This window comes from Blastococcus xanthinilyticus (genome assembly GCF_008124835.1).
In the GTDB taxonomy this organism is placed as follows: Bacteria; Actinomycetota; Actinomycetes; order Mycobacteriales; family Geodermatophilaceae; genus Blastococcus; species Blastococcus xanthinilyticus.
In genome coordinates, this window is the sequence record NZ_VNHW01000001.1 from 339,598 (window position 1) to 356,474 (window position 16,877).

Annotated in this window: 12 protein-coding genes; 5 read left to right on the top strand and 7 right to left on the bottom strand. The window is 68.8% G+C overall.

The window, feature by feature from the left end; genetic code table 11:
- Positions 1–26: 26 nt before the first annotated feature.
- Together treZ and BD833_RS01580 are read left to right on the top strand one after the other, a co-directional pair.
- Complete coding sequence (gene treZ / locus BD833_RS01575) at positions 27–1,781, top strand: malto-oligosyltrehalose trehalohydrolase (protein WP_166531357.1); 1,755 nt, start codon at positions 27–29, stop codon at positions 1,779–1,781.
- A gap of 1 nt (position 1,782) precedes the next feature.
- Positions 1,783–2,523 carry a dihydrofolate reductase family protein gene (locus BD833_RS01580; RefSeq protein ID WP_166531358.1) on the top strand — a complete coding sequence of 247 codons (741 nt, stop codon included), beginning with the start codon at positions 1,783–1,785 and terminating at the stop codon, positions 2,521–2,523.
- Positions 2,524–2,541: 18 nt separating this feature from the next.
- On the opposite strand, the gene BD833_RS01585 is transcribed toward BD833_RS01580, so the two are convergent.
- Entirely contained in the window at positions 2,542–3,102 is a 561-nt protein-coding gene (locus BD833_RS01585) for a maltokinase N-terminal cap-like domain-containing protein (protein WP_166531359.1), read from the bottom strand.
- 40 nt (positions 3,103–3,142) lie between these two features.
- On the opposite strand from BD833_RS01585, the gene BD833_RS01590 reads away from it, so the two are divergent.
- The 3 genes from BD833_RS01590 to BD833_RS01600 all read left to right on the top strand — a co-directional run bounded on the left by BD833_RS01590 (position 3,143) and on the right by BD833_RS01600 (position 6,964).
- Complete coding sequence (locus BD833_RS01590; protein WP_166531360.1) at positions 3,143–4,216, top strand: ATP-dependent DNA ligase; 1,074 nt, start codon at positions 3,143–3,145, stop codon at positions 4,214–4,216.
- An 85-nt stretch (positions 4,217–4,301) separates the two neighbouring features.
- On the top strand, positions 4,302–5,858 hold the full coding sequence (locus BD833_RS01595) for an alpha/beta hydrolase (protein WP_166531361.1): 1,557 nt from the start codon (positions 4,302–4,304) through the stop codon (positions 5,856–5,858).
- Between the two features lie 41 nt (positions 5,859–5,899).
- Positions 5,900–6,964, top strand: coding sequence for a DNA polymerase domain-containing protein (locus BD833_RS01600; protein ID WP_166531362.1), 1,065 nt, complete (start codon positions 5,900–5,902; stop codon positions 6,962–6,964).
- 415 nt (positions 6,965–7,379) lie between these two features.
- Here BD833_RS01600 and BD833_RS01605 read toward each other — a convergent pair.
- The 6 genes from BD833_RS01605 to BD833_RS01630 form a co-directional block, all read right to left on the bottom strand.
- Positions 7,380–8,596, bottom strand: a protein-coding gene (locus tag BD833_RS01605; RefSeq protein WP_166531363.1) for an IS3 family transposase whose coding sequence is annotated in 2 segments (ribosomal slippage) — positions 7,380–8,309 and positions 8,312–8,596 — 1,215 coding nt in all. Because the reading frame shifts where the segments join, the coding sequence is not laid out codon by codon here.
- 593 nt (positions 8,597–9,189) lie between these two features.
- A complete protein-coding gene (locus BD833_RS01610; protein ID WP_166531364.1) occupies positions 9,190–11,616 on the bottom strand; it encodes an RHS repeat-associated core domain-containing protein in 2,427 nt (808 codons plus the stop codon).
- A gap of 537 nt (positions 11,617–12,153) precedes the next feature.
- Positions 12,154–13,290 carry an RHS repeat-associated core domain-containing protein gene (locus BD833_RS22630; RefSeq protein WP_341770579.1) on the bottom strand — a complete coding sequence of 379 codons (1,137 nt, stop codon included), beginning with the start codon at positions 13,288–13,290 and terminating at the stop codon, positions 12,154–12,156.
- 22 nt (positions 13,291–13,312) lie between these two features.
- Positions 13,313–14,224: a tetratricopeptide repeat protein gene (locus tag BD833_RS01620; protein ID WP_166531365.1), complete on the bottom strand. Its 912-nt coding sequence runs from the start codon at positions 14,222–14,224 to the stop codon at positions 13,313–13,315.
- A 39-nt stretch (positions 14,225–14,263) separates the two neighbouring features.
- The gene (locus BD833_RS01625; RefSeq protein WP_166531366.1) at positions 14,264–16,339 is read right to left on the bottom strand and encodes an RHS repeat-associated core domain-containing protein; all 2,076 of its coding nucleotides are present in this window, start codon (positions 16,337–16,339) and stop codon (positions 14,264–14,266) included.
- A 271-nt stretch (positions 16,340–16,610) separates the two neighbouring features.
- Positions 16,611–16,853: a hypothetical protein gene (locus BD833_RS01630; RefSeq protein ID WP_166531367.1), complete on the bottom strand. Its 243-nt coding sequence runs from the start codon at positions 16,851–16,853 to the stop codon at positions 16,611–16,613.
- Positions 16,854–16,877: the final 24 nt, after the last annotated feature.

Consider the following 16,877-nt stretch of genomic DNA (forward strand, 5'->3'; position numbering starts at 1 on the left):
CGTCCCCCCTCATCGGAGGCTCCCGCATGCCCGCTCCCGCCGAGTTCGCCGTCTGGGCGCCGCTGCCCGGACGGGTGCGTGTCCAGGTCGACGGCACCGTCCACGACATGAGCCGGGACGACGGCGGCTGGTGGCGCGCCGAGGTGGCGGCGGGCCCCGAGGCCGACTACGGGTTCCTGCTGGACGACGGCGAGAAGCCCGTGCCGGACCCGCGGTCCCGCCGCCAGCCCGACGGCGTGCACGGCCTGTCCCGCCGGTACGAGCCGTCGGCCTACCAGTGGGGCGACCGGTCCTGGCACGGCCGCCCGCTGGCCGGCGGGGTGGTCTACGAGCTGCACGTCGGCACCTTCACCCCCGAGGGCACCCTCGACGCGGCGATCGGCCGGCTGGGCCACCTGGTGCGGCTCGGCGTCGACTTCGTGGAGCTGCTGCCCGTCAACGGCTTCAACGGCACGCACAACTGGGGCTACGACGGCGTGCTCTGGTACGCCGTGCAGGAGGAGTACGGCGGCCCGGCGGCCTACCAGCGCTTCGTCGACGCCTGCCACTCCCACGGCCTCGGCGTGATCCAGGACGTCGTCTACAACCACCTCGGCCCGTCCGGGAACTACCTGCCGCAGTTCTTCCCCATCTTCGCCGAGGGGGGCGCCAACACCTGGGGCGACTCGGTCAACCTCTCGGGCCCGGACTCCGACGAGGTGCGCCGCTACATCATCGACAACGCGCTCATGTGGCTGCGCGACATGCACGTCGACGGGCTGCGGCTGGACGCCGTCCACGCCCTGGTCGACGAGCGGGCCACCCACGTGCTCGAGGAGATGGCGCAGGAGGTGGACAAGCTGTCGGCCTCCGTCGGCCGCCCGCTCACCCTCATCGCCGAGAGCGACCTCAACGACCCGCGCATGGTGACCCCGCGGGTCGCCGGCGGGCTGGGGCTGACCGCCCAGTGGAGCGACGACTTCCACCACTCCCTGCACTCGGTGCTGACCGGTGAGGGGCAGGGCTACTACGCCGACTTCGCCGCCGGCGGGCTGGCCGGGCTGGCCAAGACGCTGACCGGCGCCTACTTCCACGACGGCGCCTGGTCCAGCTTCCGCCGCCGGCACCACGGCCGCCCGGTCGACACCGGGCACCTGCCCGGCTGGAAGTTCCTCGGCTACCTGCAGGACCACGACCAGATCGGCAACCGGGCCACCGGTGACCGCATCTCGGCCACCCTCTCCCCCGGGCTGCTCGCGGTCGGCGCGACGCTGGTGCTCACCAGCCCGTTCACCCCGATGCTCTTCATGGGCGAGGATTGGGGCGCGACCACCCCGTGGCAGTTCTTCACCAGCCACCCGGAGCCGGAGCTGGGCCGGGCGACGGCGGAGGGCCGGATCGGCGAGTTCGCCGAGCACGGCTGGGACGCCGACGTGGTGCCCGACCCGCAGGACCCGGAGACCTTCACCCGGTCGAAGCTGGACTGGTCGGAGCTCTCCCGGGAGCCGCACGACCGGCTGCTCGCCGTGCACCGCTCGCTGCTCGCGCTGCGCCGGGCGCACCCCGACCTGACCGATCCCGACCTGGCGGCGGTCCAGGTCAACTGGGACGATGCGGACCGCTGGCTCGTGGTGCACCGGGGCTCGCTGCGGGTGGTGGTGAACCTGGCCGACTCCCCGCGCGAGATCGACCTCGACGTGCCCGCCGGCGAGGTGCTGTTCGCCACCGGCGAGCTGCCCGCGCTCGACGGCCGGACGGTCACCCTGCCCGCGGAGAGCGCGGCCGTGCTGGCCACCCGCTGACGTGCGGAGGCTGTTCCCGGAGCCGGCGGCCGAGCTCGACGACGCCGGCCTGGCCGAGGCGTACCGGCTGCCGGAGGGGCGCTCGCTGCTGGTGAACTTCGTGACCTCCCTCGACGGCGCGGTGACCGTCGAGGAGCGCAGCGCGGGCCTCGGCTCGCCGGGCGACAAGCGCGTCTTCCGGCTGCTGCGGGCGCTGGCCGACGTCGTCCTCGTGGGGCACGGCACGGCCGCCGCCGAGGACTACCGGCCGGTGCTGCCCGACTCCACGGTGGGCCGGCTGCGCGCCGCCCTCGGCCGCCCGCCGGGGATGCCGGTGGCGGTCGTCTCCCGGCGGGCGTCGCTGGACCCGGCCAGCCGGCTGGTCGCGGCGGCGCAGCTGCCTACCGTCCTGGTGACGTGCGCGGCCGCGGACCCGGACCGGCGGGCGCGGCTGGCCGACGCGGGCGTCGACGTCCTGGTGTGCGGCGACGACGACGTCGACCTGCCGGCGGCGCTGGCCGCCCTCGCCGACCGCGGGCTGGAGCAGGTGGTCTGCGAGGGCGGCCCGCAGCTGTTCCGCGCCGCCCTGCGGGCCGGCGTGGTCGACGACCTCGCCCTCTCGGTCTCCCCCGTGCTGGTCGGTGCGGCCGGTGCCCGCCTGCTCGGGGAGGAGCTGGCCGACCGCATCCCCTTGGAACTCCGCCAGGTGCTGGAGGAGGACGGGATGCTCTTCACCCGCTACGGCGTCCGGGCGGCACGCTAGCTCCGGTGCCGGCGCGGGCTACCGGACGACGGCGACGACGCCGCGCGTGGTGCTCCCGTCGGGGCGCGTCCAGTCCACCTCGACCGACCCGCGCGCGGTGGCCGGCACGCCCGGCTCGGGAACCCGCACCAGCTCCACCGCACTGGGTGCGCCGCCGTCCCACGACCGACCGACGGACGGGTCGAGGGTGTCGCTCTCGCTCTGGTGCTGGGCCTCGACCCCGCCGGTGACGAACGCGAGCAGCTGCGCCTGCGCGACCGGGTCGTGCGCGGCGTCGTACACCCAGCGGGTGCCGAGCACCCCGTGCTCGAGCGTGCCGATCAGCCCCGCCGCCGCCTCCTCCAGCGGCGCCCCGCGGTAGGTCAGCGGGGTGAAGTAGGCGGTGCCCGCCCCGGCTCCGTCGGTGACCACCATCAGCTCGATGCCGACCGCGCCGGCCGGGTCGTCGAGCCGGAAGCCCCCGGCGCGCTCCAGCCGGGGCGCCGTCTCCCCCGCCCGGTACCAGGGCTGCATCGGGAGCCAGCCGGTCAGCAGCTGGAGCTTGGTGGGCGCCAGCGTGGTGGAGTGGATCGTCGCCATACCGGCACCCTGCCACGGCGGGAGCTGCTTGACTGCCCGCATGGACCTGCCCGTGCAGCTGCCGGTGAAGCCGATGCTGGCCAAGGCCGTGACCACGATCCCGACCGGCGACGAGTGGTTCTACGAGCCCAAGTGGGACGGCTTCCGCTGCATCGTCTTCCGCGACGGCGACGAGGTGGAGCTGGGCAGCCGCAACGAGCGGCCACTCACCCGCTACTTCCCCGAGGTGGTGGCGGCGGTGAAGGAGCAGCTGCCCGAGCGGTGCGTGGTCGACGGCGAGATCGTCATCGCGCGCGACGAGCGGCTGCAGTTCGAGTCGCTCCTGCAGCGCATCCACCCGGCGGAGTCGCGGGTGACCATGCTGGCCGAGCAGACGCCGGCCTCGTTCGTCGCCTTCGACCTGCTCGCCCTGGGCGACGAGTCGCTGCTGGAGGTGCCGTTCGCCCAGCGCCAGGAGCGGCTGCGCGCCGTCCTCGCGGGGGCCCGCCCCCCGGTGCACGTCACCGCGATCAGCCGGGACGCCGGCACCGCGCAGCGGTGGTTCGAGACGTTCGAGGGCGCGGGCCTCGACGGCGTCGTCGCCAAGAACGGCGAGCTGCCCTACGGGCCCGACCAGCGGCTGATGGCCAAGATCAAGCACGTGCGGACGGCGGACTGCGTGGTCGCCGGCTTCCGCTGGCACAAGAGCGGGCCGATCGTGGGCTCGCTGCTGCTCGGGCTGTACGACGACGCCGGCGGCCTGCAGCACATCGGCGTGGCCGCCTCCTTCCCGATGAAGCGCCGCGCCGAGCTGGTGGAGGAGCTGGCGCCCTACCGGGCCGAGGCGCTCGACGGGCACCCGTGGCAGGACTGGGCCAACGCCCAGGTGCAGGAGAACGGCGAGAGCCGCATGCCCGGCGCGGTCAGCCGCTGGAACGCGAAGAAGGACCTCTCCTGGGTGCCGCTGCGCCCGGAGCTGGTGGTGGAGATCAAGTACGACCAGCTGGAGGGCCGTCGACTTCGTCACACCGGTCAGTTCCTCCGGTGGCGGCCGGACCGGGACCCGCGCAGCTGCACGTACGACCAGCTCGACGTGCCGGTTCGCTACGACCTGGCCGAGGTCCTCGACGGCTGACGCGCCGCCGTGCGCGGCCTTTCGGCAGGGGCCCACCTCGAGCGTGCGAGCGATGGGGGGCCGAAAGGTCCTTATGCTCGTGATCATGCGTCTCCACCGCGGCTTCCCGGCCGCTGCGTCCGGCCTGCTCCTGGCCCTCCCGCTCGCCCTCGCCGGCTGCACCTCCGGGGACGAGCCGACGCCGGAGGCCACGGCCAGCGCCACGCCGACCGAGCCGGAGGTCGCCGAGATCGAGTGGACCGACTGCGACGAGCAGATCCAGCCGCTGATCGCCGGGCAGCCGGGCAGCGAGCGCGACCTCGCGTTCGAGTGCGGGCGCACCGAGGTCCCCATCGACTACGACGAGCCGCAGGGCGCGACCCTGCCGCTGTTCCTGGTGCGGGCGTCGTCCGGGGCACAGACCGACCCCATCGGTTCGCTCATGGTCAACCCGGGTGGCCCGGGCGGGTCCGGCGCGGACGCCGCGATCGGGCTGGCGCTGACCCTTCCCGAGGACGTGCTGAACCGCTTCGACATCGTCGGCTTCGACCCGCGCGGCGTGGGCCTGTCCACCCCGGTCGAGTGCGTCCCCGCCGACCTGAAGGACCGGGCGATCGCCGCGGAGCCCCGCCCGACGACCGCGGAGCAGCTGGACGACGTCTTCGCCCTCTCCGGGGAGATCGCCGACGGCTGCGCCGAGGAGTACGGCGACGCGCTGGGCACCTTCAACACCGTCGACACCGCCCGCGACATGGAGCAGCTGCGCCAGGCACTGGGTGAGGACCAGCTGAACTTCCTCGGCTACTCCTACGGCACCACGCTGGGCTCCACCTACGCCGAGCTCTACCCCGACCGGGTGCGGGCCATGGTGCTCGACGCCGCCGTCGACCCCGACACCGACGCGATCGCCGACGCCGAGGCCAGCGCCGCCGGCTTCGAGGCGGGCTTCGACGCCTTCGCCGCCAACTGCACCAGCCTGATCGCCGGCTGCCCGCTGGGCGACAACCCGCGGCAGTTCGTGGAAGACCTGCTGGCGCAGGCGGCCACCACCCCGATCCCGAGCAGCGACCCCGAGGAGACCCGGCAGGCGACGCCGGGCGTCATCCTGACCGCCGTCCAGGCCGCCTTGTACGACACCGCCTCCTGGCCGCAGCTGGCCCAGGGGCTGGCGGCCGCCCAGGCCGGCGACGCCACGGCGCTGTTCTCGCTGGCCGACGACTACAGCGGCCGGCTGGAGGACGGCACCTACTCCAACCTGCTCGACGCGAACCTGGCGATCAACTGCGCCGACACCGAGGAGACGGTCGAGGAGGAGCGGGTGCGCGCGCTCGTCGCCGAGTGGAGCGCCGAGTACCCGCTGTTCGGCGCCGGCTCGGCGGCCGGGCTGTACACCTGCTCGACCTGGGACGCCGAGCGCACCCCGCTGCCCGAGCGGGACGCCGAGGGCAGCGCCCCGATCCTGGTGATCGGCAACCAGGGCGACCCGGTGACGCCGCTGCCGGGTGCCGTCGACCTCGCCGAGGACCTCGAGAACGGCGTGCTGCTGACCTGGCAGGGCCAGGGGCACACGGCCTACCCGAAGACCGACTGCGTCAACGCCGCGGTCAACGCCTACCTGATCGACCTGGTCGTGCCGGCGGACGGCCTCACCTGTCCGGCGTAGCCGACCGCCCCTCAGGGGCGCCGCTGCGGTAGGACTGGGCCATGGCCAGCAGCAAGGACGCCGTTCTCCTGGACGTCGACGGGCACGAGGTGCGCGTCTCCAACCCGGAGAAGCCGTACTTCGCCGAGCGCGGTCTGCGCAAGATCGACGTCGTCGAGTACTTCATCGCGGTCGGCGAGGGCATCCTGTTCGCGCTGAGGGACCGGCCGACGACGCTGGAGCGCTGGCCGGGGGGCTACTCCCCCGACGCGAAAATGGCCACGCGGGCGGACACCCACGGCGACGCCTTCTACCAGAAGCGGGTGCCCAAGAACGCCCCGCCGTGGGTGCAGACGGCGCACATCACCTTCCCCAGCGGGCGGACGGCCGACGAGATCGCCCCCGACTCGCTGGCCGTGGTCGCGTGGTGCGCGAACCTCGGCACGCTCACCTTCCACCCGTGGCCGGTCGGCAAGGACGACGTCGAGTCGCCGAACCAGATCCGCATCGACCTCGACCCGCAGCCGGGCACCGACTTCGCCGACGCCGTGTGGGTGGCCCCGCACGTGCGCGAGCTGCTGCACGAGTTCGGCATGGAGGGCTGGCCGAAGACCTCCGGTGGCCGCGGGGTGCACATCTACGTGCCCATCCAGCCGCGGTGGACCTTCACCGAGGTGCGCCACGCGGTGATCGCGTTCGGCCGGGAGCTGGAACGGCGGCTGCCCGACCGCGTGACCATGTCGTGGTGGAAGGAGGAGCGCGGCGAGAAGATCTTCATCGACTACAACCAGATGGCCCGGGACCGCACCATCGCCTCGGCGTACTCCATCCGGCCCAAGCCGCACGCGCCGGTGTCCGCTCCGGTGACCTGGGACGAGCTGCCGGACGTGTCACCGTTCGACTTCGACGTGCTCACCATGCCGGCCCGGTTCCGCGAGGTCGGCGATCCGCACGCCGGGCTGGCCGAGCACGCCTTCGGGATCGAGCCGCTGCTGGAGCTGGCCGAGCGCCAGGCGGCCGACGCCGGCCTCGGCGACCTGCCCTATCCCCCGGACTACCCCAAGATGCCCGGCGAGCCGATGCGCGTGCAGCCCAGCCGCGCCCGGCGCCCCGCTGGCGAGGACTGAATAGCGCCGGCTCTCGTGCATTCGCGATGGAGGGACGGGCCGAACGAGCCGGTCGTGAGCCTCCATCAGACCCGGGACGGTTCAGTCAGCGTCGAGAGGATTGCTCTTGCCCGAGCGATGCCGGTCGCTGCGGTCGGGACGGGCGACCTCGACGAGTCGGTCACCGTCTTATCAGCGGTACGAATATGTCTCGACCGAGCCCATCACTCCGCCGTCTACCAATCCTCATGTGATCCGTGCGCGGTCACCCAGTTTCGAGGGGCACCGTCGGACTCGACAACTGCTGCATTGGCCATGGCGAGCCTCGCCGGTTTCAATCGTCCTATCAAGATGGGAGATCGCAGCAGTCGTGATCTCCTGCCACCGAAGCACAATCAGCGAAAGGGACTGCTGCACGGATAGGTGACAGGTTGGGTCAGGCGGCCTGAGCTGCCTGTGTGGGGGCGATCATCTCGTACTCGATGGGTGTCAGTCGGCCGAGGGCGGCTTGCCGTCGTCGGCGGTGGTAGGTGCGTTCGATCCAGGTGACGATGGCGACTCGCAGTTGCTGGCGGGTGGTCCAGGTTTGCCGGTCCAGGACGTTCTTCTGCAGCAGCGCGAAGAAGGACTCCATGGCGGCGTTGTCCCCGCAGGCACCGACGCGGCCCATCGAGCCGACCATCTGGTGACGGCCGATGGCGCGGACGTATTTTCGGGATCGGAATTGGCTGCCGCGGTCGCTGTGAACGATGCAGCCGGCCACGATCTCACCGGCGGCGCGGCGCATCGCGACCGCGTTCGAGAGGGCGGTGACCGCGAGTCGGGACTTCATCCGGGAGTCGATGGAGTAGCCCACGATCCGGTTGGAGTGCACGTCCTTGACCGCGCACAGGTAGAGCTTGCCTTCGCCGGTCTTGTGTTCGCTGATGTCGGTCAACCACACGGTGTTGGGCGCGTTGGCGGTGAACGCGTGCCGGGTCACCCCGTGCTCATCGACGGTGGCCAGCAGGTCGTCATGGACCGGCGGGCCGGCCTTCTTCGACTTACCGCGGCGGGGCTTACCGAACGCTGACCACCAGCCGTTGGCCGAACAGATCGCCCAGGCGGTCCGCGCCGCCATCGGCTGCCCGGCATCGGCGGCCTCGTCGACCAGGAGCCGGTAGCCGAACTCCTGATCATCGGTGTGGGCGTCGTGCAGGGCGTTGGCCCGGTAGGCCTCGGCGAGTTCGGCGTCGGTGATCGGGGCGGCCAGCCACCGGTAGTAGGGCTGGCGTGCCAGCTTCAGAACCCGGCACGTCACCGTGACCGGCACCCGCACAGGGGCACCGACCGCGGCGAGCTCACGGACGAGCGGGTACATCATTTTCCCGGCAGGTTCGCCTGCGACAGGTAGGCCGCCGCCCGGCGCAGCACCTCGTTCTCCTGCTCCAGCAGCCGGATCCGGCGCCGGGCGTCACGTAGCTCGGTGTTCTCCGATGCGGTCGTTCCGGGCTTGACCCCGGCCTCGACGTCGGCGGCCTTCATCCAGTTGGTCAGGCAGGACTCGCTGATCCCGAAGTCCGCGGCGACCTGCTTGAGGTGAGTACCGGGCTCCCGGTTGCGGGCGACGTTCACGACATCGTCGCGGAACTCCTGGGGGTAGGGCTTGGGCACGGTGAACATCCTTCCAGCGGCACCTGTCGGCACCACAGATCAGATGTCACCTACTTGTGCAGCAGTCCCAAATTCGCCCCTCGGGTCTCTAGGCTCACCTGGCAAGAACAGCTCAGGCGCGGCAGACAGCGCCTCACTACGCCCAGGATGACTGTAGGTCGAAGGAAGCTCGTACCACCTCGTCCAGCCCTTGTCGTGATGGCGACGAAGGTAGGCACTCCCCCCGCCTTGAGATGCCAAGTAGACACGCCCGGCCTCCAATTCCTCATCGCTGAGTGGGCGTGAACGTTTCTCAGTCAGTCCGAGCTGCTCCCGTCGACGCTCAGCCTCGCCAGGACTCGCTGCGATGAAGACGACCTGACTTTCCCACCGTTGCGCCAACGGATCGTCGACCGCAAATCCATAGGCTTTCACGGTGTGCGGCCGACTTGAATCGGCCTGGCGTGCCCGCCTGATTTCCGACCGAGTGCGCTTGGATCTACCCATACAACCGCCCCCTCCAGATTGATCTGCGGATCGGTGCCGCACGCCAGACTCCCCGTGGAGACTAACAACCTTCACTATGTCTTCCTGGCGATCCTGCAACCTCCTGCTCACCCAGTTCGCTTCCCCGCCCTAACGATGATGTGGTGAATAGCTACGGGCGGCCTCTTCCGCATAGGCACGAACCGTCCACCACGGGACCGCTTTACGGTTACGACCACAACGTCAGACCGAATCGTATTGGGGCCATTGTATCTGCCAGAGCGGGCAGGATTGATGTAAGCATCAAAGCCGTCTGCACGCGCTTGCTTCTTCGCCGCGCGAGCTTTGGCATAGGCTTGGCCCAGAGTCTTGGCGAACTCGTGCGTAAGCCTTGGACAGCTTGAGTTGTGAACAAGAGAACCCTCGCCCCCGTGGCCGACGGCGAATGTATGGACGTTGGCAACCGTGAGGTTAAGAACCGTCTGATCAGCGATCCAGCCGTGATCGATTACTCCTACGACAACCCGCGTCTCGCCGTTAATGCCAATGGTGACGTCACCAGTCCGCAATTCCTCGGCGTCGGTCCAGCCTCGGCCTGCGACCCAGATTGGATGGTTGGCGGTCGCGATCCACGTTTCCTCGTTCATCGGGGCCGTGGCGTACGCCTCGCCGGACGGCGGTGCGCGTGCGGTAGTGATGCCGATCAAGTGCTTGTCGCCGTAGCCGACAATCACATCCAGGACCGGTTGGGCGGTGAGCTCGCCGGTGATCGGGTCTCTGGCGGCGACGAGGTCGCCGACGTCGATGTCGCTGATGGGCTGGGTGGTGCCGTCGGCCATGAGCACGGGCGTCTCGGGGGTGAAGCTGTTGCAGCTTCGCTTGGTCAGCCTGCTCAGCGACTGGCCGGCCTTGGCCGCGACCCGCCCGCCGGCTCGTGCTGCGGCGAAGCCGGCTTTCACCATCGCGCCGCCGCCGGGGACCATGGCGGCCACCGCCTGCACGCTCATCCGCAGCGCCGCGGCCTTGTTGCCGGTGACCGCATACGCCCCGGCCGAGATCGCCCCGGCCGCGACCCCGATCGGCCCCGGCACCACGGTGGCCACCACCTCGGCCACCGCGGCGACCTTCTTGGCCACCTTCTTCACCAGGGCCTTGAAGATCCCCCACTGCCCATCCAGATCGGTGCAGTTGACCGGATCACCCGAGCAGTAGTCATACGCGGTCGAGTTCCCACCCGGTGAGGGGTCCCGGGACCAGAACCGGCCCGTGCCCGGGTCATACAGCCGCACCCCCATCAACACCACACCGGCCAGCGCGTCGGCGGAGCGCTGCTTACCGCCCAGCCACCCGTACCGGCCCTCAGCACCCGGAGACTGCCCGTCACTGACCCGAGCGGCGCCGGTGGTCAGATCCGTGGGATTGCCGAACTCATCGGCGGACTGCACCCGCGCCCCGACCCAGTCGGCGGTGTCCTCCCCGTCCCGGATCGGCAGCCTGGTCATCACATCGCCGTGCAGATCCACCAGCTGCAGCACCCGGTCACCGGACTTCCCGGTCTCCACCGCCAGGCTGCCGTCCAGCCCGTCCACGTACCGGGTGATCTCAGAATCCAGCGACCTGTCCTCAGCGATCCACGCCGGCGAATCCGAATCCGAGTCGTAGTGGTTGACCTTGGTGACCGCCTCCTGCCACGCAGGCACGCCATCGGCCCCGGCCGCCCAAGCGGAGTTCGTGTACGAGGCGAACCGCCCGATCGCATCCAACGACCACGTCTGCCGGGCGACCCCCTCGATCGTCTGGGCGGCGATCAGGTCATTGGCGAAGTACTCGTTCGCGACAGTCGCATTCGGGGAGCCGCGCACCGGCGCGGTCGTGACCCGACCCAGCGGGTCATACACCCACGCCCCCGCGCCCACCGCCGACTCCTCCACCAGCCGATCAGCCGAGTCATAGATGTACGTGTTCGTGCTGGCCCCCGCACCGGGATCACCAGGATCCACACACCCGCCGGCGGCCGAGACCGCCGTCGACAGCGACAACCGGTTCCCCCGCACGTTGTAGCCGTAATCCCGCGCCACGCACACCGGCGTGCCGTTGATCGAGTCCTGCACCCCGGTCAACCGGCCCAGCGCGTCATAGGAGTACCGCTTGCTCGTCCCCGGCGTCACATGCGTGACCATCTGCCCCGCAGCGTTCTCCACCGCCGCCGACGAGGCAATCAGCGTCCCGTCGCCGGATCGCGCATACGTGCGCGACACCGGCGTCCGGTTCGCGTCATAGCCGATCGTCAGCGTGACCCCACCGGGAAGCGACTGGCTCATCACCTGACCATCGGGCCCGTAGGAAGCGGAAATCCGCCCGGCCACCGAATCGGTCACCGACGTCACGAACCCACGCGGCTCCTTCGCCCGGTCATAGCTGAAGGACGTCGTCGACCCCGTGGAGTCGGACACCTCCGTCGGCTTGCCGAACCGGTCGAAGACGCTGGTGGTCCAGCCACCCGAACCATCCTCGTACTTGGTCATCCGGCCCAGCAGGTCGAAGGACTTCTCCATTCTCGGCACCATTGCACCGCTGAACCGCTCGTCACCTAGGCCGCGTCATCACGCGATGAGCGCGGTAGGTACAAGAGTCCGGTAACGCCGGCACCGACGGCCTGCCCTTAGTCGTAAATGGCTCCTGACCACAGTATGTCTGCTACAAGCTTCCAAGCCTCGGGCGGGAGGTGGGAGTAGCGAGCGAGATATCCCTCCGTCGAGTCGCCTAAAAAGCCCGACAGTTGATCAAAGTATTGAGCAGTACTCCGCGTGTTGATAATCTTGTCGGTTGACATCAGCCGCTCCACAAACGAGAGCAACGCCTCCGGTCCATCGACGTCTTCGACCGATCTACCTAGCGCTTCCATCTCACACTCCGCCCTCGATTGGTCGTCGTGAACTTGCGAGCCCACTCTGCAGCTACATCCGTCTTCCTCACCATTACGTAAGGCATGTTCACCCCAGCACTTTGAAACGCCTTTAATCGCCTGTTGTCCAGGGCATACAAGCTCCCCCGGTGCTTGACGACTCGGACAGCGGGAATACTACTCGCCTTCACGGCTCCTGAACGGAGCCCAGCGGCAAGTCCCATAACCGGTGATCCATCACTAAAGTTGCGACTAATACTCGATTGCGAAATCTTACCTTACTAGGATCGATGAAGCCGCAGTTGTGTACGACGGTCCCGGAACCGGTCCCGCCGACGACAAAGGTATGAATGTTGGCGACGGACAGGTTGTAGACCAATTGGCCAGCCATCCAGCCAAAGTCGATAACCCGGACGACCGCACGGCGTTCCCCGTCCGCGGCGACCGTTACATCTTTGACCGCCAGGTCTTCTGCGTCGGTCCACCCCCTGCCCGCGACCCAGATCGGGTGGTCGGCCGTCGCGACCCATGCGTCCTGGCCGTCCAGGGTCGTGGCCGCGCCCGCTTCGGCGGGTGGTGCGCGTCCGGTGGTGACGCCGATGAGGTGTTTGTCGCCATATCCAACGATCACGTTCAGGACGGGCTGCGTGGTGAGCTCCCCGGTGATCGGGTCTTTGGCGGCGACGAGGTCGCCGACGTCGATGTCGCTGATGGGCTGGGTGGTGCCGTCGGCCATGAGCACCGGCGTCTCGCGCGTGAAGCTGTTGTCGCATCCGCCCTTGCGCAGCTTGGTCAGCGATTGGCCGGCCTTGGCCGCGACCCGTCCGCCTGCTCGTGCTGCGGCGAAGCCGGCCTTCACCATCGCGCCGCCACCGGGCACCATCGCCGCCACCGCGGTGACGCCCATCTCCAGGGCTTTGCGCTTGTTGCCGGTGGCGGCGTAGGCGCCGGCAGAGATCCCAGCCGCCGCAGCGCCGATCGGCCCGGGCACCACGGTGGCGACCACTTCGGCGACCGCGGCGACCTTCTTGGCCACCTTCTTCACCAGGGCCTTGAAGATCCCCCACTGCCCGTCCAGGTCGGTGCAGTTGACCGGATCACCCGAGCAGTAGTCATACGCGGTCGAGTTCCCACCCGGGGAGGGGTCCCGGGACCAGAACCGGCCGGTGCCCGGGTCATACAGCCGCACCCCCATCAGCACCACCCCGGCCAGGGCATCGGCGGAGCGCTGCTTACCGCCCAGCCACCCGTACCGACCCTCCGCACCCGGGGACCGCCCGTCACTGACCCGGGCGGCGCCGGTGGTCAGGCCGGACCAGGCCAGCGACGGTCATAGATTCCGGCCGTTAGGACTGGCGGCGAAGTGCCCGAGCAGCCAACTGATCTCCGGCGTCAGCGCCGCGCTGGAACTGCTCCAGAGCCGCTGCCGTATCGCCGCGGTCGAGTAGAAGTGCGCCCAGGTTGTAGAAGCAGTTCGTATCACCAGCGGCGATACCGCTTCGATACGCGCGCTCGGCGGAGGCGACGTCATCGAAATGGTCCAAGAGAATATTGCCAAGGGGAAGCCAGCAAGCCTTTTCGCCGCGCTCCGCCCCCCTCTGGAGCTGGGTTAAGGCTTCTTCGGTGCGACCGGTTAACAGCAGCAGGTCAGCCAACGAGACGCACGCTGGCGAATATGCCTCCAATGCGAGGCGAAGGGTGCGCTCCAAAGAGGGGTCCAGCGAGTCGTCCCACTGCCAACATGCCAGAATCGCGGCCGCCTTCGAATCGCCAGCCTCATCCGCCATCTGAAGCAGCTGCTTTGCCCGTCCCAAGTCGGGACTTCTGAGCAATAGGGCCAACTGGATCATGCTCTGCTCGTCTCCGAAACTTGTCGCCGCTTCAAATGCACTCTTAGCGCCTTCCTGATCACCCTGCTGCAGAAGGGCGTAACCTAAGGGACCCCATGCCGCCTCTTCGCCGTGGCCAAGGGCATGCTCGGCTGCCCATTCGGCCTCCGCCCAACGCTCCAACTCGACGTACACGATGGCCAAATTGAGCCATGCGTCATCATCGCCGACCTCCGCAGCGCGAAGGAATGCCCCCGCTGCCTCAGTCCACCGCTGCAGGCGACACAAACTGAACGCCAGATGAAAGAGCGCCTCATCCGCGCCTAGATCGACGGCGTGCGCAAGGTAGGCAACCGCCTCGGCGTGTTCTTCGGCTTCGGCAAGCCGTATCCCCGCTTGAATGGCGGCCTCTCGGTCGACATGCTCCATGGTGACCCTTGTACACCTCCTGACGAGCTTGAGCAATATCTAGTTTCGTCGCTTGGGCTTAGGGGTGAAGTTCGGTTTTACTCCACCACCGTAACCCTGCACCTTTGTGTGCTTATCACTATTACTGCGCCGCTTGTTGCTAGTGTGGGCATTATCGCGATCCTCGCCGATTCTGGCCTTTTTCTTACCTCTGTTGGAGAACATCACGGCAGCACCGGAGATGCCCGCACCCGCGCCCACTGCGTAAAACGCCCCTCGAGGGATCGCTGGCCGGCGCAGCGGACAGGCGGCTGAACTGTTATGGACGAGGACGCCTTCGTTCGCGTCCCCGGCTATGAACGTGTGAACGTTAGCCACCGAGAGGTTGAGCACTGTCTGGTCAGGAATCCACCCGTAGTCGATGACCTGCGAGATAACGCGACCATCTTGGCCCGCACCAGGGATGAGGTCCCCAACCCGCAGGTCCTCGGTGTTTGTCCACCCCAATCCTTCCACCCAGATGGGATGATTGGCGGTGGCGATCCAAGTGTCATCACCCGTGACCGCGGTGCCGTTGGACCCTGCGGGTGACGCAGGGGAGGTAGTGACGCTTATCAGGTGCTTCTCGCCGCGGCCGACGATCACGTCCAGTACCGGCTGCGCGGTGACCTTGCCGGTGTTCGGGTCCCTTGCGGCGACCAGTTCACCCACCTTGACGTCGCTGATCGGCACGGTGGTGCCGTCGGCCAGCAACACCCCGGTCTCGGGGGTGAAGCTGTTGCCGGGACCAGTACGGCAACTGGCGGACGCCCGACGGGACGGCTTGGCAACCGCCCGGCCAACCCTCGCCGCGACCTTTCCGCCGGCTCTTGCGGCGGCGAAGCCGGCTTTCACCATGGCCCCGCCGCCGGGGACCATGGCCGCGACTGCGGTGACACCCATTTCCAGTGCTTTGCGCCGATTGCCGGTGGCGGCGTAGGCGCCGGCCGAGATGGCCCCCGCCGCAGCGCCGATGGGTCCGGGAACGACGGTGGCCACGACCTCGGCCACCGCGGCGACCTTCTTGGCCACCTTCTTCACCAGGGCCTTGAAGATGCCCCACTGCCCATCCAGGTCGGTGCAGTTGACCGGATCACCCGAGCAGTAGTCATAGGCGGTCGAGTTCCCACCCGGTGAGGGGTCCCGGGACCAGAATCGGCCCGTGCCCGGGTCATACAGCCGCACCCCCATCAACACCACACCGGCCAGGGCATCCGCGGAGCGCTGCTTACCGCCCAGCCACCCGTACCGGCCCTCAGCACCCGGAGACTGCCCGTCACTGACCCGGGCGATCCCGCTTTTCAGGTCGGTGGGGTTGCCGAACTCATCGGCGGACTGCACCCGCGCCCCGACCCAGTCGGCGGTGTCCTCCCCGTCCCGGATCGGCAGCCTGGTCATCACATCGCCGTGCAGATCCACCAACTGCAACACCCGGTCACCGGACTTCCCGGTCTCCACCGCCAGATTGCCGTCCAGACCATCCACGTACCGGGTGATCTCAGAATCCAGCGACGCGTCCTCGGCGATCCACGCCGGCGAATCACTGTCGGAGTCGTAGTGATTGACCTTGGTGACCGCCTCCTGCCACCCCAGCTGCCCGTCCCCACCCACCGCCCACGCCGAGTTCGTGTAGGAGGCGAACCGGCCGATCGCATCCAACGACCACGTCTGCCGCGCCACCCCCTCGACCGTCTGAGCGGCGATCAGATCATTGGCGAAGTACTCGTTCTGGACCGTCACACCCGGCGAGCCACGCACCGGCGCCGTCGTGACCCGACCCAGCGGGTCATACACCCACGCCCCCGCGCCCACCGCCGACTCCTCCACCAGCCGATCAGCCGAGTCATAGATGTACGTGTTCGTACTGGCCCCCGCGCCCGGATCACCGGGATCCACACACCCGCCGGCGCCGGAGACCGCCGTCGCCAGCGACAATCGGTTCCCCCGCACGCTGTAGCCGTAATCCCGCGCCACGCACACCGGCGTGCCGTTGATCGAGTCCTGCACCCCGGTCAACCGGCCCAGCGCGTCATAGGAGTACCGCTTGCTCGTCCCCGGCGTCACGTGCGTGACCATCTGCCCCGCGGCGTTCTCCACCGCCGCAGAGTGCGAGATGACCGTCCGCAAAGCCTGCGCGCAGGGCTCGCCCCCCGTCGCCCGACGGGGCAGGCGCTCAGTGACGACAACCTGCGATAAGGGTGGGGTCAGCCGCAACCAGAACAGCGTCCTGGGCAGAATGCTCTCTTCTTGAAGCGAGAACGTCTCAGGCCACGCTCGCGCAGGAGGCCGTACCCCTTCGCGCTGTTCGACTGCTCGACATCTGGAAGGGATGCACGGCACTTGTCATGCGCGAGGCCGAGTATGCGCCCTAGCTTTCAATCTCACCGAACGTCCAAGTCCCGTCGACGTCTTCGCGAGTCGCCCACGCGCCAATAGGTAGCGCCTTCACCGCTTCCAACGTCGGGTCCAACTGATGCATGTGGCCCTGGTGCACCATCACCGCCTGATCAGGGTCAGGGTCTGGTGTCCCTAAGTACTGCCAATCGCCATCTGTCTCATGCCGGACCAATAAGACCGCACCTCCTTCCAGCATGTCCTTGGTCGAGTACACGAGAGGATCATCGCTTCGGCCGAC